This window comes from Mycobacterium sp. URHB0044 (assembly GCF_000620625.1).
Taxonomy (GTDB): Bacteria; Actinomycetota; Actinomycetes; order Mycobacteriales; family Mycobacteriaceae; genus Mycobacterium.
This window is the reverse complement of record NZ_KK211157.1, coordinates 36426-56273: the sequence shown is the minus strand read 5'-3', so window position 1 is coordinate 56273 and position 19848 is coordinate 36426. Positions and strand designations below refer to the sequence as shown.

Annotated in this window: 25 protein-coding genes; 23 read left to right on the top strand and 2 right to left on the bottom strand. The window is 68.5% G+C overall.

Annotated features, from left to right (window positions below; translation table 11 throughout):
* Positions 1-4 precede the first annotated feature (4 nt).
* The 11 genes from N536_RS0136120 to eutC all read left to right on the top strand — a co-directional run bounded on the left by N536_RS0136120 (position 5) and on the right by eutC (position 7003).
* Positions 5-400, top strand: coding sequence for a hypothetical protein (locus N536_RS0136120; RefSeq protein ID WP_029118057.1), 396 nt, complete (start codon positions 5-7; stop codon positions 398-400).
* 55 nt (positions 401-455) lie between these two features.
* Entirely contained in the window at positions 456-860 is a 405-nt protein-coding gene (locus N536_RS0136115) for a hypothetical protein (protein WP_029118056.1), read from the top strand.
* A complete protein-coding gene (locus N536_RS0136110; RefSeq protein ID WP_029118055.1) occupies positions 857-1339 on the top strand; it encodes a hypothetical protein in 483 nt (160 codons plus the stop codon). Before N536_RS0136115 ends, N536_RS0136110 begins: the two co-directional genes overlap by 4 nt.
* The gene (locus N536_RS0136105) at positions 1336-1572 is read left to right on the top strand and encodes a hypothetical protein (protein ID WP_029118054.1); all 237 of its coding nucleotides are present in this window, start codon (positions 1336-1338) and stop codon (positions 1570-1572) included. Before N536_RS0136110 ends, N536_RS0136105 begins: the two co-directional genes overlap by 4 nt.
* Positions 1547-2320: an APH(3'') family aminoglycoside O-phosphotransferase gene (locus tag N536_RS0136100; RefSeq protein WP_029118053.1), complete on the top strand. Its 774-nt coding sequence runs from the start codon at positions 1547-1549 to the stop codon at positions 2318-2320. The genes N536_RS0136105 and N536_RS0136100 overlap by 26 nt, the downstream gene beginning before the upstream one ends.
* Before the next feature lie 68 nt (positions 2321-2388).
* Entirely contained in the window at positions 2389-3243 is an 855-nt protein-coding gene (locus N536_RS0136095) for an oxygenase MpaB family protein (RefSeq protein WP_029118052.1), read from the top strand.
* A complete protein-coding gene (locus tag N536_RS0136090; RefSeq protein WP_029118051.1) occupies positions 3230-3820 on the top strand; it encodes a TetR/AcrR family transcriptional regulator in 591 nt (196 codons plus the stop codon). Before N536_RS0136095 ends, N536_RS0136090 begins: the two co-directional genes overlap by 14 nt.
* A 43-nt stretch (positions 3821-3863) precedes the next feature.
* On the top strand, positions 3864-4145 hold the full coding sequence (locus N536_RS40530; protein ID WP_051575026.1) for a hypothetical protein: 282 nt from the start codon (positions 3864-3866) through the stop codon (positions 4143-4145).
* A gap of 52 nt (positions 4146-4197) precedes the next feature.
* Positions 4198-4680 carry a pyridoxamine 5'-phosphate oxidase family protein gene (locus tag N536_RS0136080; protein WP_029118050.1) on the top strand — a complete coding sequence of 161 codons (483 nt, stop codon included), beginning with the start codon at positions 4198-4200 and terminating at the stop codon, positions 4678-4680.
* 116 nt (positions 4681-4796) lie between these two features.
* Positions 4797-6239 (top strand): ethanolamine ammonia-lyase subunit EutB, encoded by a 1443-nt coding sequence (locus N536_RS0136075; protein WP_231514737.1) that lies wholly within the window; start codon positions 4797-4799, stop codon positions 6237-6239.
* Positions 6236-7003 (top strand): ethanolamine ammonia-lyase subunit EutC, encoded by a 768-nt coding sequence (gene eutC, locus N536_RS0136070; protein WP_029118048.1) that lies wholly within the window; start codon positions 6236-6238, stop codon positions 7001-7003. Before N536_RS0136075 ends, eutC begins: the two co-directional genes overlap by 4 nt.
* Positions 7004-7013: 10 nt before the next feature.
* On the opposite strand, the gene N536_RS0136065 is transcribed toward eutC, so the two are convergent.
* Complete coding sequence (locus N536_RS0136065; RefSeq protein WP_029118047.1) at positions 7014-8510, bottom strand: potassium/proton antiporter; 1497 nt, start codon at positions 8508-8510, stop codon at positions 7014-7016.
* Between the two features lie 153 nt (positions 8511-8663).
* Between N536_RS0136065 and N536_RS0136060 the strand changes: the two genes are divergently transcribed.
* The 10 genes from N536_RS0136060 (at position 8664) to N536_RS0136015 (ending at position 18265) form a co-directional block, all read left to right on the top strand.
* On the top strand, positions 8664-9341 hold the full coding sequence (locus N536_RS0136060) for a TrkA family potassium uptake protein (RefSeq protein WP_029118046.1): 678 nt from the start codon (positions 8664-8666) through the stop codon (positions 9339-9341).
* 51 nt (positions 9342-9392) lie between these two features.
* Positions 9393-9779, top strand: a complete 387-nt coding sequence (locus tag N536_RS0136055) for a nitroreductase/quinone reductase family protein (protein WP_029118045.1) — start codon at positions 9393-9395, stop codon at positions 9777-9779.
* 89 nt (positions 9780-9868) lie between these two features.
* Complete coding sequence (locus N536_RS0136050) at positions 9869-11227, top strand: cytochrome P450 (RefSeq protein ID WP_029118044.1); 1359 nt, start codon at positions 9869-9871, stop codon at positions 11225-11227.
* A 66-nt stretch (positions 11228-11293) separates the two neighbouring features.
* Positions 11294-12628 (top strand): glutamate-1-semialdehyde 2,1-aminomutase, encoded by a 1335-nt coding sequence (gene hemL, locus N536_RS0136045; protein WP_029118043.1) that lies wholly within the window; start codon positions 11294-11296, stop codon positions 12626-12628.
* Positions 12628-13236, top strand: coding sequence for a histidine phosphatase family protein (locus tag N536_RS0136040; RefSeq protein WP_029118042.1), 609 nt, complete (start codon positions 12628-12630; stop codon positions 13234-13236). The genes hemL and N536_RS0136040 overlap by 1 nt, the downstream gene beginning before the upstream one ends.
* Positions 13233-13829 carry a TlpA disulfide reductase family protein gene (locus N536_RS0136035; protein WP_029118041.1) on the top strand — a complete coding sequence of 199 codons (597 nt, stop codon included), beginning with the start codon at positions 13233-13235 and terminating at the stop codon, positions 13827-13829. The genes N536_RS0136040 and N536_RS0136035 overlap by 4 nt, the downstream gene beginning before the upstream one ends.
* A complete protein-coding gene (locus N536_RS0136030; protein ID WP_029118040.1) occupies positions 13826-14611 on the top strand; it encodes a cytochrome c biogenesis CcdA family protein in 786 nt (261 codons plus the stop codon). Before N536_RS0136035 ends, N536_RS0136030 begins: the two co-directional genes overlap by 4 nt.
* On the top strand, positions 14611-16185 hold the full coding sequence (locus N536_RS0136025; protein ID WP_029118039.1) for a cytochrome c biogenesis protein ResB: 1575 nt from the start codon (positions 14611-14613) through the stop codon (positions 16183-16185). The genes N536_RS0136030 and N536_RS0136025 overlap by 1 nt, the downstream gene beginning before the upstream one ends.
* Positions 16182-17159 (top strand): c-type cytochrome biogenesis protein CcsB, encoded by a 978-nt coding sequence (gene ccsB, locus N536_RS0136020; protein ID WP_029118038.1) that lies wholly within the window; start codon positions 16182-16184, stop codon positions 17157-17159. The genes N536_RS0136025 and ccsB overlap by 4 nt, the downstream gene beginning before the upstream one ends.
* Before the next feature lie 2 nt (positions 17160-17161).
* A complete protein-coding gene (locus N536_RS0136015; protein WP_197040319.1) occupies positions 17162-18265 on the top strand; it encodes a MinD/ParA family protein in 1104 nt (367 codons plus the stop codon).
* A 6-nt stretch (positions 18266-18271) separates the two neighbouring features.
* Here N536_RS0136015 and N536_RS42780 read toward each other — a convergent pair whose 3' ends face one another.
* On the bottom strand, positions 18272-18433 hold the full coding sequence (locus N536_RS42780; protein WP_197040318.1) for a hypothetical protein: 162 nt from the start codon (positions 18431-18433) through the stop codon (positions 18272-18274).
* 100 nt (positions 18434-18533) lie between these two features.
* On the opposite strand from N536_RS42780, the gene N536_RS0136005 reads away from it, so the two are divergent.
* Positions 18534-18815: a DUF4229 domain-containing protein gene (locus N536_RS0136005; RefSeq protein ID WP_029118036.1), complete on the top strand. Its 282-nt coding sequence runs from the start codon at positions 18534-18536 to the stop codon at positions 18813-18815.
* 2 nt (positions 18816-18817) lie between these two features.
* Entirely contained in the window at positions 18818-19846 is a 1029-nt protein-coding gene (locus N536_RS0136000; RefSeq protein ID WP_036438927.1) for an aminotransferase class V-fold PLP-dependent enzyme, read from the top strand.
* Positions 19847-19848 lie beyond the last annotated feature (2 nt).

The following is a 19848-nucleotide window of genomic DNA, read 5'->3' as shown; positions in this document are numbered from 1 at the left end:
CGAGGTGCCGCGACCAGCGGACGTCGACACCGGCTTCTGGCTCTGGCTGATCGCGCTGCCGCTGATGGTGATCGGCGACGTCGTCGATCTGGTCGCCGCTCCGGAGAAGTCGCAGTCGTGGTTCGTGTACGCGATTTCGGGGGTGTTCCTGGTCGTCGTTGCGGCCGTCGTGCTGACCTTTCTGTTCCTGATGCGGCACGGCTACCGCTGGGCGCGCACACTGCTCACCGGCGGCGCCGCGACCACGATTGTCTACGCCGTCAACAGCCTGTTCACCGTCGACCGTCCGGGGGTGGCCGCGTTCGTCTACGCGGTGACGGCGATCGTCGGTTCGGTGCTGATCGCCGGCGGTGTGTACCTGCTGCATCGCAAGGACGCGCAGGACTTCTTCGCCCGATGAGTCGCGGGGGCAGGACGGAAGCCGCTTTCGGCGGGTCCAGTAGTCTGACCCGACCATGTCAGCAACGCCGCCAATGCCGTCGGGTCGGCCCCGCATCGTCGACGGCGCTTTCTGGTGTTGGCTCGCCGCGGCCGTCCTCCTCGTCGCCTTCGGCATGTTGATGGCGACTCAACAGTCGGCAAGCATTGCGCCGTTCTTTCGAATCGTCGGAGTGTTGTTGGCGATCGTGGGATTGGCGCATGGGTACCTCGCGGGCCGCGCGCGCAGGCAGAACGGGCGCTTCGCCAGAGCGGGCGTGGGCCTGGCCATGGCCACGGTGGCACTGCTGACGGTATTGCTGCTGTTTGGCTCTTCGCTGCTGGGCATCCTCTTCGTCGCGGTGATCATGATCCTGATGATCACCGGTTCGGTGCTGATGCAGCGCGGGCCGGCCCAGGAGTGGTTCGAGGCAGGCCGGTGAGCGAGGAAGCGACGACGCAGGAGGACGAGATCCTGTTCAGCGAACCGGGCGCGTCCAAGCTGTGGCTGCTGGCCGGGCCCGGGGCGGGCCTGGCGATGTTGGCCATTCAGATCTCGAGTGGATACGGGCCGCAGCCGTGGGTGCCGCTGATCTTCCTGGTCCTCGTCACGGGATTCCTGGCCATTCAGGTCAAGGCCGCGCGCATCCACACGTCGGTCGAACTCACCCGCGAATACCTGCGCCAGGGCGCCGAGACCATCCGCATCGTGGAGATCGTCAGGGTCTATCCGGAGGCCGAGGGCGCCGAGGCGCCGAAGTGGCAGTCGGCGCGCGCCTTGGGCGAGCTGACCGGCGTGCCTCGGGGGCGGACGGGGATCGGCCTCAAGCTCACCAGCGACCGCACCGCGCAGGCCTGGGCGCGCAGGCACCGTGAACTGCGTGCGGCGTTGACCTCGCTGGTGGAGGAGTCGACACCGTGAGCAGCAGGCTCCGCGCGATCATCGAATTGGTGCTTGCGGCTGCGGCATTGGTCGGGTCCGTGCTGAGCTGGCTGGCGGCGAAGTCGACGGCCGACGTCGCGCCCGTCATTCCCGGCGAGCCGTCCAAGACCTCGATGGTCTACGACCCGACGCTCATCACACTGTCGCTGCTGTTTCTCACCGTCGCCGGCGTGTTGATCGTGATCGGTGTGGCGCACCTGCGCCGTGGCTAGCTGGCACCCGGTCACTCGCGGCGAGTCCGGCGCCGAGGTGTTCCGAAGTGCCGACGGCCTGCGCTACGCGAAGGTCGTTGGGCCGGACCAAGTCGACGTCCTCGCCGCCGAGCGCGACCGCATCGCGTGGGCGCACGGCCGCGGACTGCCGACACCAGCCGTACTGGATTGGCGCGCAACGGAACACGGCGCACGGCTCGTCATGACGGCCGTCGCCGGAGTGCCCGCGGACCAACTCTCGCCGGATGACTTCAGCCGGGCGTGGCCATCGATCGCCGACTCGGTGCGCGCATTGCACGACATCACGGGTGAGGAATGCCCGTTCCGCCGCGACCTGGACACCATGCTCGAGTTGGCGCGCGACGTCGTGAGCCGTGACGCGGTCAACCCCGACTTCCTGCCCGACGACGACAAGGCCGTCGCCGCGGCGGCACTGCTCGAGCGTGTCGAAGCCGAAGCCGAGGCGCGTCGGCAGCAGGAGCAGCACGACCGCGTCGTCTGCCACGGTGATCTGTGCCTGCCCAATCTGCTGGTCGACGGCGGCCGGTTCAGCGGTTTCATCGACCTGGGGCGCCTCGGTGTCGCGGACCCTCATGCCGATCTCGCGCTGCTGCTCGCCAACGTCGGCGACACCTACGGCGACCTCGCCCGCGTAGCGCGAGACGTCCTCGACGCGGGATATCCGCCGTCCATCGACGACGACCGCCTGACGTTCTACCTGCGGCTCGACCCCTTGACCTGGGGTTGAGCGGCGTCGACTGTGGTGCTCGCCACATCGCGTTGGTACAAAGTGCGAAATCTGTAACACTGTCTCTCATGACCGAACTCGCCGAGAATCCGCAGCAAGCGGACGCATTGCCCTTGGGGCCGGAGTCGCTGGTGTGGCGATACTTCGGCGACAACCGGATGTACCTGATCGGGCCGCGTCCGGCGGTCCTGCAGAACATGCTCGCCGAACTGGGCCAAGGCGTGCTCGACCACTCGGTGTTCTTCTCCGATACCGCGGCCCGGGTCAAGCGGTCGATCCCGCCGATCATGATGACGGTGTACGGGTCCGAGGACGACGGTGAGGGTCACCGGGTCCGCGACTTCCACCGCGACATCAAGGGCGACATGCCGGACGGCAGCCGCTACCACGCACTGGACCCGGATACCTACTACTGGGCGCACGCCACGTTCGTCGAGCAGGTGCTGTACTTCGCCGACACGTTCGTGAAGCGTCTGACCGAGGCCGAGAAGGAACAGATCTACCTCGAATCCAAGACCTGGTACCGCCGCTACGGCGTCAGTGAACGGCCGATGCCCGCGAATTACTCGGAGTTCCAACGGTATTGGGACCGGATGATGGACGAGATCGTCGTCGCCCACCCGACCGCGAAGTACGGCGTCGGCTACGTCACCAAGGGCTTCCCGCGCCCGAAGGGCGTGTCGCCGCTGGCGTGGCGCCTGGCGGCGCCGGTGTTCAACCCGGTGGCCGCGTTCCTCACCACCGGCGGCATGCCGCCACGCGCCCGCGACCTGCTGGGGCTGCCATGGAGTCCCGGCAAGGAGAAGGCCTACCAGGCGTTCGCTGCGCTGTGGCGGACGCGTCTGGTGAACTGGGCGTGGGATCGGTTGCCGATGCGGCTGCGCTACAACACGTTCGCGCAGGCAGGCTATGCGCGCGGCTGATCCGCAGGAGAGCATCCTCGACGCGGCACTGTTCGAGTTCGAGCGGCACGGTGTGCGCCGGGTCGCCCTCGACGACGTCGCGCGGCGAGCCGGTGTCAGCCGGACCACCATCTACCGCCGCTTCGCCAACCGCGACGACCTGATGGCCGCGGTCATCGAGCGGGAGAACGCCGTCCTCTACGCGGACATCGCCGAAGAGCTGAAGCATGCAGGGCCGCAATCGAATTACTACGTCGAGGCGTTCACCGCGTCGATCCTGCGGTTCCGTCGCCACCGGGTGCTCAACCAGATGATCACCGATGAGCCGGCCATGGCGCTGGAGCTCATGCACCGGCACTACGGCGCGGTGACCGAACGGATGGCCGAGGCGCTGCGGGTGATCTTCCCCAGCGGTTTCGCCGACCGGATCGGCGCGCAGGCCGTCAACGACCTCGCCGACACGATCCTGCGCTATGCGGCAATGGTGCTGCTACTTCCCAGCACACAACCGCTGGACACCGCCGACGACATCCGTGCGTTTGCAACGAGGCACTTCCTGCCCAGCCTGCCGGCCGTCCTGCGCGCCGCGCCGGTTTAGCTGGCACTGTTTCGTAGGTCACACATTCGGGCAGCCCATCGTCATGGCTACAGAACAACAGCAAGACCAACAACAGCAGGACCGCACCCCGAAGCCGGACGTCACCGACGAGCACCTGGCCGAGGCCAAGCGGATGAAGGACAGCTACGAGGAAGAACGCCCAACGGTCACCATGCCCGGCACTGCCGGGACCGTCGCGGGCACCGCCGTCAACGACTGGCTCGACGACGACGGCAACCCGAAGTACGGCGAGGTCAGCGCCGACGGTGGCGTCAAGCGCGAGGACACGATGGGCAAGCGAGAAAAGGGCATGGTCGACGAGTAGTGGTGTGCGCGCCCGGCGTGACTCGACTCGCGTCAATTCCTAGGCTGGGCGGATGTCTTCCCTCGAGCACATCGCGCCCGCGTTCGTCGACATGGCCCACTCGATCGTCTGGGCGTCGGTCACCACCGTCGACCGCGACGGCAAGCCACGCAGCCGCATCCTGCACCCGATCTGGGAGTGGGACGGCACCGACCTGATCGGCTGGGTCGCGACGGTGCCCACGCCGCTGAAGCATGCGCATCTGCACGCCCATCCCGAGGTCGCGGTGAGCTACTGGACCACCACTCACGACACTTGCAGCGCCGAGTGCACCGCGCAGCTGTACATGGACGATGACACGCGAAAGACCGTGTGGGACAAGTTCGCCAACGGCCCCGAGCCGGTCGGCTACGACCCGCACATCATCCCGATGTGGAGCGACGGCCCCACCTCCGAGCAGTTCGCCGCACTGCGGCTGGCGCCGTACCGGCTCCGCGTGATGCCCGGCACCGTGATGACGAAGGGCGAAGGCGAGCCCCTGCGATGGCAGGCCTGAACCTCGCGTCAGCCGGTGAACGAAATGCACGTAACACTGCGGTCATCGTGCCCACCCGGCCGCGTTACAACGCGGTCCTACCCTCCGGGGGTGGTAGCCGACTCCCAGGACCTGGCATGACCGGTCCCCGCTTGAAGCAGCACACCGTACACGCGGGCGGGATGACGTATGCCTTCAACGGCCTGGTGGAGTTGATGGCCAAGGCCACGCCGCTGCGGTCCGGCGACCAACTCGCGGGCTGCGCGGCGTCCTCAGACGCCGAACGTGCGGCCGCGCAATGGGCGCTCGCCGACACGGGCCTGGACGTGTTCCTCGAGGAGATGGTGGTCCCGTACGAGGACGACGAGGTCACCCGCCTCATCATCGACACCCACGATCGCGTTGCGTTTCAACGGATTTCGCATCTGACGGTCGGCGGCCTGCGCGACTGGCTGCTCGACGTCGCCGCCGGGCCCGATCCGTTGGCCGCTGCCGCAAGTCTCGCCGGAGTCTCGCGGGCGCTCACCCCCGAAATGGCCGCTGCGGTCAGCAAGATCATGCGCAACCAGGACCTCATCGCGGTCGCCCGCGCGATGACGGTGACGTCGGCCTTCCGCACCACCGTCGGACTGCCGGGAACGCTGGCCACCCGGCTGCAGCCCAACCATCCGACCGACGACCCCCGCGGCATCGCCGCGGCGACGCTCGACGGGTTGCTGCTGGGCTGCGGCGACGCCGTCATCGGCATCAACCCTGCGACCGATTCGCCGGAGGCCACGGCCGATCTGCTGATGCTGCTCGACGACATCCGCATGCGCTACGACATCCCGGCGCAGTCGTGCGTGTTGTCACACGTCACCACCACCATCGAGTTGATCGAGCGCGGCGCCCCCGTCGATCTGGTCTTCCAGTCGGTGGCAGGCACGCAGGGCGCCAACTCGGCGTTCGGCGTCGACATCGCGCTGCTGCGCGAGGGATTGGCCGCAGGACGGTCGCTGAACCGGGGCACCGTCGGCGACAACGTGATGTACCTGGAGACGGGGCAGGGGTCGGCGCTGAGTTCCGGTGCGCACCTTGGCATGGGCGGCCTGCCCGTCGACCAGCAGACGTTGGAGACCAGGGCGTACGCGGTCGCGCGGGACCTCGAGCCGCTGCTGGTCAACACCGTCGTCGGTTTCATCGGGCCCGAATACCTCTATGACGGAAAGCAAATCGTGCGCGCGGGCCTCGAGGACCACTTCTGCGGCAAGCTCCTGGGCCTGCCGATGGGCGTCGACGTCTGCTACACCAACCACGCCGAAGCGGACCAGGACGACATGGACGTCCTGGTCACCCTGCTTGCCGCCGCAGGCGTCGCGTTCGTCATCGCCGTGCCGGGCGCCGACGACGTGATGCTGGGCTACCAGAGCCTGTCGTTTCACGACGTGCTCTACGCCCGCCAGGTGCTCGGGTTGCGGCCCGCGCCTGAGTTCGAGGCGTGGCTGCGCGGTCTCGGGATGAGCGACGCGAACGGCCGCGTGATGCCGGTCGAGGTCGACCAGTCCCCGTTGCGCGCATTGACCGGCAGGGTCGGCGCGTGACAAGCCCAGCGGCGCAAGAGTTCTGGGACCGGCTGCGGCTGACGACCCAATCGCGCATCGGCCTCGGCCGTGCCGGCAATGCCCTGCCGACCACCCGGGTGCTGGAGTTCAGCGTGGCCCACGCGGCCGCGCGCGACGCCGTGCACATCCCGCTCGACGTGGCAGCGTTCGCGGAAAGGGTTGCGGCGGTTGGCATCGGCGAGCCAGCCGTCGTCGCAAGCCAGGCCGACGGCCGCAGCGAGTATCTGCGCCGGCCCGACCTCGGCCGGTTGCCCGCGAGCCTGGAGTCGGTGCCCGCCGGCGAGGCGGACATCGGCGTGGTCCTGGCCGACGGGCTGTCACCCCGTGCCCTGACCGCGCACGGCGTCGGCCTGCTGACCGCACTGGTGGCGGTGCTGGGGGAGCGGTATTCGATCGGCGTGCCGGTCATCGCCACTCAGGCGCGTGTCGCGCTCGGCGACCACATCGGGGAGCGCATGGGTGCCCGCACGCTGCTGGTCGTCATCGGGGAACGGCCCGGGTTGTCGGTCGCCGACAGCCTCGGGATCTATCTCACCCACCTGCCGCGGCCCGGCCGCACCGACGCGGACCGCAACTGCATCTCCAACATCCACCCGCCAGAAGGCCTCGGCTACGCCGACGCCGCCCGCGTGGTGGCGAGCCTCATTGCCGGTGCGCGCCAGTTGGGCCGCTCCGGTGTCGAGCTCAAGGACACCTCGCGTGCCGACGAGCTGGCGATGCGGCCGACGCTCACCCTGGAGTGACGCGGCACCGTCAGTCGGGTTCGCCGTACTCGTCGAACCAGTAGGCGAGTTTGCCGCGGCGGCTGACGGCACGCAGCCTGCGCTCGGCTGCCGCGCGCGTCTTGCTGGTCGTCACGATGAGCAGTTCGTCGCCGACCGCGATGCGCGTATCGGGCTGCGGCACGAATGTGTGGCCATCCCGGATGATCAGCGTGATCACACTGGGATCGGGTAGGCGCAGTTCGAGCACCGAGACGTTGTGCAGCCGGGACTTCGGCAGCACCGTCATCGTCAGGAGATCGGCCTCCAAAACGTCCAACGGCGCTGACTCCACCTGGATCTCGCGGGTGGCGTCCCGCGGTATCAGTCCCAGTCGGTGGGCGATCGGCCGCAGGCTTGGCCCTTGAATCAGGGTGAACACCACCACCAGGATGAACACGATGTTGAGGAGTCGACTGCTGCCGGCGACACCTGCGACGATCGGAAACGTCGCCAACACGATCGGGACCGCGCCACGCAGGCCGGCCCACGACAGGAAGATCTGCTCCCGCCACCGAACCCGGAACCCGGCCAGCGAGGCGAAGACCGACAGCGGCCGGGCGAGCAGCAGCAACACCAGACCGATCACGATCGCCGGCACCAGTTCGTGGCGGAGTTCACTCGGGTCGACCAGCAGGCCGAGGAGGACGAACAGCCCGATCTGGGCGAGCCAGCCGAGTCCTTCCGCGAACGACCGCGTGGCGGAGCGGTGGGGCAGTCCGGAATTGGCGAGGATCAAGGCGGCCACGTACGAGGCGAGGAAGCCGCTGGCATGGACCGTCCCCGCCGCGGCGAAGGCGACCATCGCGAGGCCGAAGATCGCCAGGGGGTAGAGGCCGGAGGCGGGAAGGGCGATGCGGCGCAACGTCATTGCCCCGAGCAGCCCGCAGGCCACACCGATGGCTGCGCCGACGCCCAGCTCGTAGACCAACTCGGCGAACGCGTGCACCGGCGCCAGTTCGAGCGGCATCACGCTGAACATGAGCACGAGGATGACGGCAGGCGCATCGTTGAAGCCGGACTCCGCTTCGAGCAACCCGGCGACGCGCCGTGGCAACGGCAACACCCGCAATACCGAGAACACGGCGGCGGCGTCGGTGGAGGACACGATCGCGCCGAGCAGCAAGGCGAGTTGCCAGTCGATGCCGAGCAACAGGTTCGCCCCCGCAGCCGTCACGACCATGCTGACGCCTACGCCGAAGGTGGCTAGTACAGCGGCGGGTGCCAGCACGCTGCGCACGTCGGCGAACCGCGTCGTCAGGCCGCCTTCGACGAGGATGACGGCCAGCGCGACGGTGCCGAGATCCCGGGCCAATTGAACGTCGTCGAACTCCAGCCCCAGCCCGTCCTCGCCGAGCAGGACACCGACGCCGAGGAACAGCAGCAGGCTGGGCAACCCGACCCTGGTGGCCACCCGGGTCGCGATGATGCTGGTCAGCAGCACGACCCCACCGGCGAGCAGCGCCAGGTACAGCTGCTGCAAGCTCATTTCCCCACCGTTCGGGCGTGCGTAGGTTTGACGTGACCGGGCTCCCGAGGTCGCCGCATGGGTCAGTATGACTTCGTGTTCCGAGTCAGAAGACGGTCCGCCCGCATCTCGGCGCGTCCGGACGAGCACCGGCGGGGTGCGGAGGGCGGCGCGATGCGCATCGCCGTCGCGGGTGCTGGAGCGGTCGGCCGATCCGTCGCTCAGGAACTGCTCGACGACGGCCACAAGGTCTTGCTCATCGAGCGCAACCCGTCGCACTACGAACCTCAGTCGGTTCCCGAAGCGGATTGGCTGCTTGCCGATGCCTGCGAACTGTCCTCACTCGAGGAGGCCGGAGTGGAGACGTGCGACGTGGTGATCGCCGCGACGGGCGACGACAAGGTGAACCTCACGACGGCCATGCTGGCGAAGACCGAGTTCGCGGTGGACAGGGTGGTGGCACGCGTCAACGAATTGCGCAACGAATGGCTGTTCACCGAGGCCTGGGGCGTCGACGTCGCCGCCTCCACACCGCTCGCCATGGTCGCGGCAATCGAGGGTGCCATCGACATCGGCCACCTGGTGCGGTTGATGGGACTGAGGCAGGGCCAGGTGAACCTGGAGAAACTGACACTGCCCGACGACAGCCCGCTCGTCGGTCAGCAGGTGCGGGAGTTGGTGTTGCCGTCGAACAGCGCGCTGGCCATCGTGGTTCGGGCCGGCAAGGTCATCCTGCCGCAGCCCGACGACGTACTCGAGGCGGGCGACGAGTTGCTGTTCGTCGCAGGCGGTTCGGCCGAAGACCCGGTCCGGGGCCTCGTCAACGGTGCCACGCGCCCACGCGCCGATTGAACCGGGCCAGCCATTGCGGCAGTTGCATGGAAACCACCAGACTCGTATGTCATGGCCTACCTCAAGCCTCCATGGTTCACCCGCGCCGTCTTCAACAAGATCGCGATGGCCACCGGCATCGGCCACAGCGAGACGCTGACGGTCACCGGACGGGTCAGCAAGCAGCCGCAGCAGATTCCCGTCGTCGTCTCCGAGGTCGGCGGGGTGAAGTACCTGGTGTCCACCCGCGGCGAAACCGAGTGGGTGCGCAACGTCCGCGCCGATCCCAACGTGCTGGTCGGCAAGGTCGGATACGTCGCGGCTGAGGTACCCGTCGAGCAGCGCGCTCCGATCATTGCCGCCTACAAGCCGAAGGCGGGCAAGATCGTCGACGGCTACTGGCGCCAGTTGCCCGACGACGCCGACCACCCCGTCTTTGCGCTTAAGCCGGCGACGTAGCGTTCGGCGATGCAAGCTGGACTGACACTCGCGTGAATTGGAGCAGCCACATCGTCGAACCGCCCAACCCCCAACAAGCCGGCGACACCATGGTCGCAACGCCCGACGTCGGGGCATTGCCGCTGGTGCCGAGGAATCCGCTGTCCATCGGACAATTGCTGAAGGCGGTACGCAACCTCGACGCGGGGCAGGAGGTGTTGCGCGACGCGGGCGGCTCGATCACCCGGGTGCAATACGGACCGAAATGGTTGATTCCCCCGCTGGTGGCGGTCTTCTCACCGGACGGAATCCGCGACGTACTGGGGCGAAACGACGCCTTCTCGGAGCGATGCATCGTCCACGAGGAGGTCCAGAACGCGGCAGGGGACAGCCTCTTCGTCCTGCCCAACGAGCAATGGCGCCCACGCAAGCGGGCATTGCAACCGGTGTTCACCAAGCAGAACGTTCGCAGCTTCGGCGGCCACATGTCCCGGGCGGCCCAGACGTTCGTCGAGCACTGGCGCGACGGCGGCGACGTCGACCTCGACGTCGAGTGCCGCAGGCTGACCATGCAGTCGCTCGGCCGTTCGGTGCTGGGCATCGACCTCAACGAACGCGCGGACGTGATTGCCGAACACATGCACGTCGCGTCCTCCTATACCGCCGATCGGGCGCTACGGCCGGTGCGTGCGCCGCGGTGGTTGCCGACGCCTGCGCGGCGCCGCGCTCGGGCGGCCGTTTCGGCGATGCGCGAGGTCACCGACGACATTCTGCGGGCATGCCGGGCGGATCCGACGCGTGACGCACCCCTCGTTCATGCCTTGCTCGCGGCCACCGACCCCGAGACCGGGCAGCCGATCTCCGACGCCGACATTTCCAACGACCTGCTGATCTTCATCCTGGCGGGCCACGACACGACCGCGACGGCGCTCACGTACGCGTTGTGGGCGCTGGGACACCATCCCGAACTCCAGGATCGGGTGGCCGCAGAGGTCGCTGAGATCGGTGATCGCGAGCTGACCCCCGACGACGTGCCGCGGCTCGGCTACACGGTGCAGGTGTTCCACGAGGCGTTGCGGCTGTGCCCGCCGGCGGCGGGGGTGGGGCGGTTGGCGGTGCGCGACATCGCGGTCGGCGGCTACCGCGTTCCGGCCGGGACGCTGCTGGCCGTGGGAATCTATGCGCTGCACCGGGATCCCGCCCTGTGGGAGGACCCGCTGGTCTTCGATCCCGACCGGTTCAGCCCGGAGAACTCAGCGCGACGCGAGCGCTGGCACTTCGTCCCGTTCGCCGGCGGGGCGCGTTCGTGCATCGGTGAACACTTCGCGCGGTTGGAGACGACCCTCGCGTTGGCCACCATCATCCGGTCCATGAAGGTTCAGTCGTTGAGCGACGACTTTCCGGTCGACGTGCCGTTCACGACGGTCGCGAAGGGGCCGATCTCGGCACGCCTGACACCGCGGAGCTAGACGCCCTCGCCGGTCCCCACTACACCCTGTAGTTGACGCATGCGCCGCGGCTGGGACACTGAGGCCATGCGTGCTGACCAGACGGCGCCCGATATCGCGGGCACCGAAGCTTCGGCGCGGCTGTTCGCCGATGCGGCCGCCGTGATCCCGGGTGGGGTGAATTCGCCGGTCCGGGCCTTCGCGGCCGTCGGCGGGACACCGCGCTTCATCACCAAGGCCAGCGGCTGCTGGCTCACCGACGCCGATGACAACCGCTACGTCGACCTCGTCTGCTCGTGGGGGCCGATGATCCTGGGCCACGCCCACCCGGCGGTCGTCGAGGCCGTGCAGCGGGTGGCCGCTGACGGACTCTCGTTCGGTGCCCCGACGCCCGCGGAGACCGACCTGGCCCGCGAGATCATCGGCCGCGTCTCCGCCGTCGAGAAGATCCGGTTGGTGAACTCCGGCACCGAGGCGACCATGAGCGCGGTGCGGCTGGCTCGAGGGTTCACCGGCCGCGCGAAGCTGATCAAGTTCTCCGGCTGCTACCACGGCCACGTCGACGCGCTGCTCGCCGACGCCGGTTCGGGAGTCGCGACGCTCGGCCTGCCGTCGACGCCGGGCGTCACCGGGGCCACCGCCGCCGACACGATCGTGTTGCCGTACAACGACGTTGCCGCCGTCGAGGATGCCTTCGCCCGGTTCGGCGACGAGATCGCCTGTGTCATCACCGAAGCCAGTCCGGGGAACATGGGCGCCGTGCCGCCGCTGCCGGGTTACAACGCCGCACTGCGCCGCATCACTGCCGAGCACGGCGCGCTGCTGATCCTCGACGAGGTGATGACGGGCTTCCGGGTCAGCCGCGCCGGCTGGTACGGAATCGACCCCGTGGAAGCCGACCTCTTCACCTTCGGCAAGGTGATGAGCGGTGGTCTGCCCGCTGCCGCGTTCGGTGGTAGGGCCGAGGTAATGGACCGGCTGGCCCCGCTCGGGCCGGTGTATCAGGCGGGCACCCTGTCGGGTAACCCGGTGGCCATGGCGGCCGGGCTGGCCACGCTGCGCGCCGCCGACGACGCGGTCTACGCGACACTGAACGCCAACGCCGACAGGCTCTCGGCGCTGCTGACCGGCGCGCTGACCGAAGCCGGTGTGGCGCACCAGGTTTCCCGCGGAGCGAACATGTTCAGCGTGTTCTTCTCCGACGACCCGGTGACCGACTTCGCCTCCGCGCGGGCCACCGAGACGTGGCGCTTCCCGCCGTTCTTCCACGCTCTGCTGGCCGCGGGCATCTACCCGCCGTGCAGCGCCTTCGAGGCGTGGTTCGTCTCCGCCGCGCTCGACGACGACGCGTTCGAGCGAATCGCCGCCGCCCTACCCACCGCGGCGCGCGCTGCCGCCGCAGCCGAACGGCCCCAGATCTGATGACCGACAAGACGATCGTGCACGTGATGCGGCACGGTGAGGTGCACAACCCCGACGGCCTGCTCTACGGCCGACTCCCGGGCTATCACCTGTCGGAGCGGGGCAAGGAGCAGGCCGCGGCGGTCGCCGACTGGCTCGCCGACCGTGACATCGTCTACGTCGTCGCGTCGCCGCTGGAACGGGCGCAGGAGACGGCCGCCCCCATCGCCGCGCGCCACGACGTCCCCGTCGACACCGACCCCGAACTCATCGAGTCGATGAATGTCTTTGAGGGGCAACGTGTCTCACCAGGAGACGGCGCCCTTCGCGACCCGCGCAACTGGAAGCACCTGCGCAATCCGCGCACGCCGTCGTGGGGCGAGCCGTACACCGAGATCGCCGCGCGGATGACCGCGGCGGTGCACCGGGCGCGCGCCAAGGGCGCCGGTCACGAGGCGCTGTGCGTGAGCCACCAACTGCCCGTCGAGACGCTGCGCCGCGCGATGACCGACAAACCCCTGCACCACTTCCCGACCCGCCGGATGTGCGGCCTCGCCTCGGTGACGTCGTTCTACTTCCACGACGACGCGCTCGTCGGCTGGGGTTATGCGGAGCTGGCCGGCAAGTGAAACGGCTCGTCACCGTGGCGGTGGTGCTGGCGGCGTTGGTCGCCGGCTGCTCCACCGGTGACGACGCGGTCGCGCAGGGCGGCACCTTCGAGTTCGTCGCCCCCGGCGGCAAGACCGACATCTTCTACGACCCGCCCGACCAGCGCGGCAAACCGGGACGGATTTCCGGACCCGAGTTGACCGACCCGTCGAAGACTCTGTCTCTGGACGACTTCGCTGGCCAGGTCGTCGTCATCAACGTGTGGGGCCAGTGGTGCGGACCGTGCCGGTCCGAGATCCCCGAGCTGCAGAAGGTGTACGACGCGACGCGGTCGAAGGGGGTTGCCTTCCTCGGCATCGACGTGCGCGACAACAACCGCGACGCCGCCGTCGACTTCGTCGTCGACCGCAAGGTCGCGTTCCCGTCCATCTACGACCCGGCGATGCGGACCATGATCGCGTTCGGCGGCAAGTACCCGACCACCGTGATCCCGTCGACCGTGGTGCTGGACCGCCAACATCGCGTCGCCGCGGTGTTCCTTCGGGAACTGCTCGCCGAGGACCTCCAGCCCGTCGTGGAACGCCTCGCCGTCGAAAAGGGCACTGCCGCATGACCGGCTTCGCCGAAACCGCGGCCGCCGGGCCACTATTGGTGGCAGTGGGCATCTCGATGCTCGCCGGACTGGTCTCTTTCGCGTCCCCGTGCGTCGTGCCCCTGGTGCCCGGCTACCTGTCCTACCTGGCGGCGGTCGTCGGCGTGGACGAGGACGCCAAAACCGATGAGCCGGGAGCCGTCGCCGTCCACACGGCCCGGCTACGCGTCGCGGGCGCCGCGGCGTTGTTCGTCGCGGGTTTCACCGTGGTGTTCCTGCTGGGCACCGTGGCCGTCCTCGGCATGACCACCACGCTGCTCGCCAATGAGCTTCTGCTGCAACGCATCGGCGGTGTCGTCACGATCGTGATGGGGTTGGTGTTCGTCGGCTTCATCCCCGCGCTGCAACGCGACACCAGGTTCACGCCGCAACGGGTGTCCACCATCGGCGGCGCGCCGCTGCTCGGCGCGGTGTTCGCCCTGGGCTGGACGCCGTGCCTCGGCCCGACGCTGACCGGGGTGATCGCGGTGGCGTCGGCGACCGAGGGGGCCAACATGGCCCGCGGCATCCTGCTCGTCCTCGCCTACTGTCTCGGACTGGGAATCCCGTTCGTGCTCTTGGCCTTCGGGTCCGCGCGTGCGATGAACGGGCTGGGCTGGCTGCGCAGGCACACCAGGGCCATCCAGATCTTCGGCGGCGTGCTGTTGATCCTGGTCGGCACCGCGCTGGTGACCGGTCTGTGGGCCGACTTCATCTCCTGGGTGCGCGACGCCTTCGTCAGCGACGTGAGGCTGCCGATCTGATGCGCGTTTCCCCGGTCGCGCTGGTGCGCAACACCTGGCGCACGCTCACGTCGATGGGCACGGCGCTGGTGCTGCTGTTCCTGTTGGCGCTCGGGGCGATTCCCGGCGCCCTGCTGCCGCAGCGCAGCCTCAACGAGTCCAAGGTGCAGCAGTACATCGCCGCGCACTCGTTGATCGGCCCGTGGCTGGACCGGATCCAGGCGTTCGACGTGTTCTCCAGCTTCTGGTTCACCTCGATCTACGTGCTGCTGTTCATCTCGCTGGTCGGCTGCCTGACGCCGCGGCTGCTCGAGCACGTGCGCAGCCTGCGCGCGATGCCGGTGCCGGCGCCGCGGAACCTCGCTCGGCTGCCCAAGCACCACGAGGCCGAGGTACCCGGTGACGTCGACACCGTCGCGGCCGACGTCACGCAGCGGCTGCGGGGTTGGCGGAAGGTCACACGGCAAGAAGGCGATCATGTCGAAATCTCCGCCGAGAAGGGATATTTCCGCGAGTTCGGCAACATCGTGTTCCACTTCTCGCTGCTGGCCCTGTTGGTGGCGGTCGCCGTCGGCAAGCTGTTCGGGTACGAGGGCAACGTCATCGTCATCGCGAACGGCGGCCCCGGGTTCTGCACGGCATCCCCGGCGGCGTTCGACTCGTTCCGTGCGGGCAACACGGTGGACGGCACTTCGCTGCATCCACTCTGCCTGCGCGTCAACGACTTCGACGCGAAGTACCTGCCGAGCGGTCAGGCGCTGTCATTCGTGGCCAACGTCGACTACCAGGCCGGTGCAGACCTGAACACCGACACCTGGCGGCCGTACCGGCTGGAGGTGAACCATCCGCTGCGCCTCGGCGGCGACCGCATCTACCTGCAGGGCCGCGGTTACGCGCCCACGTTCACCGTCACCTTCCCCGACGGCAAGACCCGCACCTCGACCGTGCAGTGGCGCCCGGACGATCCGTTGACGTTGCTGTCGTCGGGCGTCATCCGCGTCGACCCGCCCGGCGGCACGTATCCCGATGCGGGGGAGCGCCGCAAGAACCAGATCGCCATTCAGGGGTTGTTCGCGCCGACCGAGCAGCTCGACGGCAAGCTGCTGTCGTCGAGCTTCCCTGCGCTCAACGACCCCGCCGTGGCGGTCGACGTCTACCGCGGTGACACCGGGCTGGACACCGGCCGACCCCAGTCGCTGTTCACGCTCGACTCGCGGCTCATCGAACAGGGCAGATTGACCAAGCAGGCCAGGGTCAACCTGAGGCAGGGTGAATCGACCCGGCTGAACGACGGCACCACGGTCCGGTTCGACGGCGCCGTGCCGTTCATCAACGTGCAGGTTTCGCACGATCCCGCGCAGGTGTGGGTGCTGGTGTCGGCGCTGACGATGATGGCCGGTCTGCTGGTGTCGCTGGTGATCCGACGGCGCCGAATCTGGGTTCGTATCACGCCTGCCGGGCCGGGTACGGTTAGCGTCGAAATGGGCGGCCTCGCGCGCACCGACAACTCCGGCTGGGGCGACGAGTTCGAGCGGATCGTCGGGCGGCTGTTGGAGGGCCGAGAGCCGCTCAAGGAAGAGAAGGGCGCTTCGTGAACACCGATCACATCGACATCGGCCTGGCGCGGTACTCGGACTGGGCGTTCACTTCGTCGGTGGTGGTGCTGGTGATCGCGCTGCTGCTGCTCGCCGTGGAACTGGCCTACAGCCGCGGCCGCCGCGTGGAGCAGCGCGAACTGGTGGCCGCGGGCGGCGGAACCATCGCCTCCGACGGACCGGGACGCGTGGTCGACGCGCCGAAGCGCCCGATCGACGAGCGCGTCGGGCGGTCCGGGCTCGCGTTGGTGTACGTCGGGATCGCCATGCTGGCGGTCTGCATCGTGCTGCGCGGCGTCGCCACCATGCGGGTGCCGTGGGGCAACATGTACGAGTTCATCAACCTGACCTGCATGTCGGGTCTGGTAGCCGCCGCCGTCGTGCTGCGCCGCCCGCAGTACCGGGCGCTGTGGGTGTTCGTGTTGGTGCCGGTGCTGATCCTGCTGACGGTGTCGGGACGCTGGCTCTACACCAATGCCGCGCCGGTGATGCCCGCACTGCAGTCGTACTGGCTGCCGATTCACGTCTCGGTGGTGAGCCTGGGTTCGGGTGTCTTCCTCGTCGGTGGCGTGGCCAGCATCATGTTCCTGGCGAAGATGTCGCCGTTGGGTGATCCGGGCCGTGAGGGCACGCTCGCCCGCATCGTGGCGCGGCTGCCCGACGCGCAGTCGCTGGATCGCATCGCGTACCGGACGACGATCTTCGCGTTCCCGGTGTTCGGTTTCGGCGTGATCTTCGGCGCGATCTGGGCCGAGGAGGCGTGGGGCCGCTACTGGGGCTGGGATCCCAAGGAGACGGTGTCGTTCATCGCCTGGGTGATCTACGCCGCCTACCTGCACTCCCGGTCGACCGCGGGCTGGCGCGACCGCAAGTCCGCCTGGATCAACGTCGCGGGCTTCATCGCGATGGTGTTCAACCTGTTCTTCATCAACCTGGTCACCGTCGGGTTGCACTCGTACGCCGGGGTGGGCTGATCTTGACTCCTGTGCCGGGCGCAGGGCCGGCGGCTGACCAGCCGCCCGGATTCCGAGCGCAGCAGCGGTTCAGGGATCCAGCGGAGACCGTGCCTCCCGAGTGGACGGCGACGACACCGCCGAACGGATTTCCGGTGGTTCGGCCCGCACCGCAGGAGCCGGTGCCGGACGTGGTCATGCCACCGCCGGCGCTCGACCTGTCCACGGTGGCGCTGCTCGGCCAGCCGAAGCGCAAGCCGTCGGCGGGTTGGCGGCGGTGGCTGTACCTGGCGACGGGCACGCTGGTCAATCTCGGCGACGGGTCCAAGGAGGTTCAGCGCAAGAGCCTCACTGCGCAGGTCAACCGGCCGCTGCGCGGCTGCTACCGGATCGCGCTGCTGTCGCTGAAGGGCGGCGTCGGCAAGACGACGATCACCGCGACGCTGGGTGCCACGTTCGCGTCGATCCGCGGCGATCGGGTGATCGCCGTCGACGCCAACCCGGACCTCGGCACGCTGAGCCAGAAGGTGCCGCTGGAGACGCCGTCGACGGTGCGCCATCTGTTGCGCGACGCCGAGGGCATCGAAAGCTACAGCGACGTCCGCAACTACACGTCGCAGGGTCCGAGCCGCCTGGAGATATTGGCGTCGGAGAGCGACCCCGCGGTGTCGGAGGCGTTCAGTTCGGACGACTACACCCGCACTCTCGAGGTACTGGAGCGCTTCTACAGTCTGGTGCTCACCGACTGCGGGACGGGCATGTTGCACTCGGCGATGTCGGCAGTGCTGAGCAAGGCCGACGTGCTGATCGTGATCAGCTCCGGCTCGGTGGACGGGGCCCGCAGCGCCTCGGCCACGTTGGATTGGCTTGACGCGCATGGCTATCAACGGTTGGTCAGCAATTCGATCGCGGTGATCAATGGTGTGCGTCCGCGGTCGGGCAAGGTCGACATGCGCAAGGTGGAGGACCACTTCTCACGGCGTTGCCGGTCGGTGCAAACGGTGCCGTTCGATCCGCATCTGGAGGAAGGCGCCGAGATCAGCCTCGACCGGCTCAAGCCGGAAACCCGCGACGCTCTGATCGAGCTCGCGGCGACGGTGGCGAACGGATTCCCGGGGTCCCGCTAAGGCGGGTCAGCGCACGTCGGGGTCTCCGTGGCCGAGGCGACGGAGAAAGTCCGGATCATCGTCGGGTCCGATCGTCCGGGTCTTCGGACGACTGTTCATGACACGCATCAAACGCCAGGCCGCGTAGCCAAGTCCGACGAGGACGACGATGAGGAGCAGATACTGCACGCAAAACCTCCTTGTCCTGAATATACGCGTCGTCGGTAGGCTCGGGCCCGTGGTTGACGAGCAGGGCAAAAGCGGGGCGACGGGGCGGCCGGGCGCGCGGATGCTGACGGATGTGGTGGTCTACGCGCTGGCGCGGCTGTTGTTGGTGGCGGTGTTGACCGCGGTGATCTTCGGTGTGGCGCATCTGGCGGGCATCGCCGAGTTCCCGTTGGTGGTGGCCCTGCTGTTCGCGATCGTCATCGCATTGCCGTTGGGTATCTGGGTGTTCGCGCCGCTGCGCAGGCGCGCCACGGCCAGCATGGCGGTGTTCGACGAACGGCGCCGCACCGACCGGGAACAGTTGCGTGCCCGGTTGCGTGGCGAAGAGCCGTCCTCGGAGTGAGCATGCGACACGCGTTCGGGGCGGACTTCACCGGCGCCGCGGGCTTCCTGAACTCCCCGACCTACGGACTGCCGCCGACGTTTCTCGTCGACGAACTCCGCACGTGCATCGACGCCTGGCAGGCGGGAACCATGAGTGCCCCGGACTTCGACGAGTCGGTGCGACGCGGCCGCGCGGCGTACGCGGCACTGGTGGGGGTGCCTGTCGAGTCGGTGGCGATGGGCGGCAGCGTGTCGGCCGTGCTGGGTCTGGTGGCGGCAGCGATTCTCGACGGCGCCCGCGTGGCCACGCTGCCCGGCGAATTCACCAGCACGACCTTCCCCTTCGCGGCGCAGGAGAAGCGCGGCGTCGTGCTGACGGAGCTGACGCCGGAGGAGTTGGTCACGACGGCCGGCGACTACGACGTGGTGGCGGTGAGCCTGGTGCAGTCCGCCAACGGTGCGGTGCTCGACGTCGAGGCGTTGCGTGCCGGGCTGGCGGGCGCCGACACGCTGACCGTGATCGACGTGACGCAGGCGGTCGGGTGGAAGCGCCTTGACCTCCGTTGGGTCGACGTCACCGCGTCGGGGGTCTACAAGTGGTTGCTTGCGCCGCGGGGAACGGCGTGGATGTCCTTGAGCGACAGGGTGTCCGGCCTGATGACGCCGCATGCGGCCAATTGGTATGCCGGTGAGGACCCGTGGTCGACGATCTACGGTTTGCCGACGCGGTTGGCCGCCGATGCTCGGCGCTTCGATGCGTCGCCGGCGTGGTTCGGGGTGCTGGGGTCGGGGCTGACGATGCCGTGGCTGGCGTCGCTGGACGCGGGTGCCGTCGAGGCGCACTGCGTGGGGCTGGCGAACCGGCTGCGCGCCGAACTCGAACTGCCGCCGAGTGATTCGGCCATCGTGTCGCTGCCCGTCCCGGATGCCGCCGACAAGTTGCAGCGTGCAGGCATTCGCGCGTCGGTGCGTGTGGGTGCGGTGCGGGTGGGCTTTCACGTGTACAACACCGACGACGATCTCGACCGGTTGCTCGACGCGCTGCGCTGAAC

Coding starts and splice junctions, on each gene's coding strand:
- N536_RS0136025 (WP_029118039.1), top strand. CDS start 14,611: ATGCGCGTTTCCCCGGTCGCGCTGGTGCGCAACACCTGGCGCACGCTC.
- N536_RS0136090 (WP_029118051.1), top strand. CDS start 3,230: ATGCGCGCGGCTGATCCGCAGGAGAGCATCCTCGACGCGGCACTGTTC.
- N536_RS0136000 (WP_036438927.1), top strand. CDS start 18,818: ATGCGACACGCGTTCGGGGCGGACTTCACCGGCGCCGCGGGCTTCCTG.
- N536_RS40530 (WP_051575026.1), top strand. CDS start 3,864: ATGGCTACAGAACAACAGCAAGACCAACAACAGCAGGACCGCACCCCG.
- N536_RS0136095 (WP_029118052.1), top strand. CDS start 2,389: ATGACCGAACTCGCCGAGAATCCGCAGCAAGCGGACGCATTGCCCTTG.
- N536_RS0136065 (WP_029118047.1), bottom strand. CDS start 8,510: ATGAGCTTGCAGCAGCTGTACCTGGCGCTGCTCGCCGGTGGGGTCGTG.
- N536_RS0136005 (WP_029118036.1), top strand. CDS start 18,534: ATGCTGACGGATGTGGTGGTCTACGCGCTGGCGCGGCTGTTGTTGGTG.
- N536_RS0136060 (WP_029118046.1), top strand. CDS start 8,664: ATGCGCATCGCCGTCGCGGGTGCTGGAGCGGTCGGCCGATCCGTCGCT.
- N536_RS0136040 (WP_029118042.1), top strand. CDS start 12,628: ATGACCGACAAGACGATCGTGCACGTGATGCGGCACGGTGAGGTGCAC.
- N536_RS0136115 (WP_029118056.1), top strand. CDS start 456: ATGTCAGCAACGCCGCCAATGCCGTCGGGTCGGCCCCGCATCGTCGAC.
- N536_RS0136075 (WP_231514737.1), top strand. CDS start 4,797: ATGACCGGTCCCCGCTTGAAGCAGCACACCGTACACGCGGGCGGGATG.
- N536_RS0136080 (WP_029118050.1), top strand. CDS start 4,198: ATGTCTTCCCTCGAGCACATCGCGCCCGCGTTCGTCGACATGGCCCAC.
- N536_RS0136050 (WP_029118044.1), top strand. CDS start 9,869: ATGGTCGCAACGCCCGACGTCGGGGCATTGCCGCTGGTGCCGAGGAAT.
- hemL (WP_029118043.1), top strand. CDS start 11,294: ATGCGTGCTGACCAGACGGCGCCCGATATCGCGGGCACCGAAGCTTCG.
- N536_RS0136030 (WP_029118040.1), top strand. CDS start 13,826: ATGACCGGCTTCGCCGAAACCGCGGCCGCCGGGCCACTATTGGTGGCA.
- N536_RS0136055 (WP_029118045.1), top strand. CDS start 9,393: ATGGCCTACCTCAAGCCTCCATGGTTCACCCGCGCCGTCTTCAACAAG.